Origin of the sequence: uncultured Ellagibacter sp. (genome assembly GCF_934636505.1) — a bacterium.
Taxonomy (GTDB): Bacteria; Actinomycetota; Coriobacteriia; order Coriobacteriales; family Eggerthellaceae; genus Ellagibacter.
The window spans coordinates 1-1,669 of the sequence record NZ_CAKUAL010000129.1 but is presented as its reverse complement, the minus strand read 5'-3'; the positions used below and the strand labels follow the sequence as shown (position 1 = coordinate 1,669).

Sequence of the window (1,669 nt, the reverse complement as noted above, 5' to 3'; positions counted from 1 at the left end):
CTGCAGGGCCGGCGACAGGATCACGTGGTCCAAGGTGGAGGGGCACACATGCCCCTGGGCGTTCACCAGCCGCTCACAGATGGCGATGGCCTCGGGGAACGACCCGGTGGCGTCTTCCAACGCGGTGAGCAGGAGGTTCCCCAGCGCGTGGTCGCGGGCCACGGCGAAGCGGTATTTGAGCGCCCGCACGAGCGGGTCGGAGGGGTCCTTCGCGAAGACGACGAGGCACTTGCGGATATCGCCGGGGGGGGCGTGGCGTCGGCCTCCTCGCGCAGCACGCCGTTGCTGCCGCCGTCGTCGGCCGTGGCCACCACGGCGCTCGTCTGCACCCCCAGCGACAGCAGGGTGCAGATGGAAACCGGGGGCCCGGTGCCGCCGCCGATGACCACGGCGCGCAGGGTCCGGTCGTGGGCGTCCAGGCCGCCGAGGTGCGGCAGGGCGCTCTTCAGGGCCGAGAAGGCCGCCGTGGCGGCCGGGTCAACCCGAAAGGCGTCGGTTCGTTTGCCGGCTTTATTGGCGTGCGGCCTGCGGGCCAGCTCGCCGTTCTGGCGCGCTTGTCATGCGAAATAAAGGCATCCTCTAATCTTCGCGCCTTGACTCGATACTGCGAGCTAGATACAATATGCGTTACTAAAGCTGGAAAGCCTCTCTTTGATGCGCAACTCCAGCTCTTTTTATATCCAGAGGGTGAAACATGAAATACGCCAAGAAGTGGATTTTTCATAGATGACCAAGTCGATCTGCTGACGAGGGGCAAGGATCTCGGATGCAATAACGTCGATGATCTCAAAAGATCCTTGGAGACCATCGGCTACTACAGGCTCTCTGCATATTGGTTCCCGTACAAGACCTCCTCGGGCGACGGCAAGACGGTCTTCCGCGAAGGCACTACCTTCGACGAGATAATGCGGACTTACGAATTCGACAGAAGGCTGCGCCTCCTGATGTTCGAGGCGGTCGCGAGAATCGAGGTGTTCCTGAGAAGCCGGCTTGCCTATTTCGCCGCGAAGGAAGACGGGGCGTTCGGGTATCCCGATTCCGCAAGGACCAAGCTATCCCGGGAGTACTCAGCCGCGAAGAAGAGCGAGCAGTACATCAAGCACTTCGCGAATGCGTACGGCGACGAGCACGACCTTCCTCCCTACTGGATGATGGTGGAGTGCGCCACCATGGGCACGCTCGAGCTCTTGTTCTCGAAGGTTTCGCCGAGCACGAGAACCGCGGTAGCCTCGGATCTTGGCGTGAAGGTCCCCGTATTCAAGAACTGGCTTTCCGTCCTTCGCGTCACCAGGAACGCATGCTGCCATCCTTTCCGCGAGGGAAACGGAAGAACGCAGCGTATATTTGCGAACCAATTGGCCCGACAAGCGGGCTGGGAGCTCAACTTCAAAGCCGTCAGCCCCGAGAGACTATGCGAAGCTTATATTTCCTCAATGGTCGACATGAGCGACTTGATCGATCTTCTCAATGATACCGTGAGCCCAAAGGAAAACTGAGACGCTGATTTATCGGCACAGGGCCTTCTCGCTTAAGCGCTGGCGCGATACGCCGGCCAGCGAATAGACGCCTCAGGTGCTGCATTGCACGACCCAGCCTGTTCGGCGGCTCGCTCACGGTATCGCCCTCGCTCCTTATTCCTCTCGGAAACAGCCGTGGCACGGCAGTAAGC

The 1,669-nt window shown here is 60.8% G+C and carries 2 protein-coding genes; one reads left to right on the top strand and one right to left on the bottom strand.

The window, feature by feature from the left end; translation table 11 throughout:
• On the bottom strand, positions 1–237 hold a 237-nt coding region (locus Q0G18_RS09500), incomplete at its 3' end, for a 2-phospho-L-lactate transferase CofD family protein (protein ID WP_366769363.1).
• A 560-nt stretch (positions 238–797) separates the two neighbouring features.
• Here Q0G18_RS09500 and Q0G18_RS09420 point away from each other — a divergent pair.
• Positions 798–1,496 (top strand): Abi family protein, encoded by a 699-nt coding sequence (locus Q0G18_RS09420; protein WP_297152449.1) that lies wholly within the window; start codon positions 798–800, stop codon positions 1,494–1,496.
• Positions 1,497–1,669: the final 173 nt, after the last annotated feature.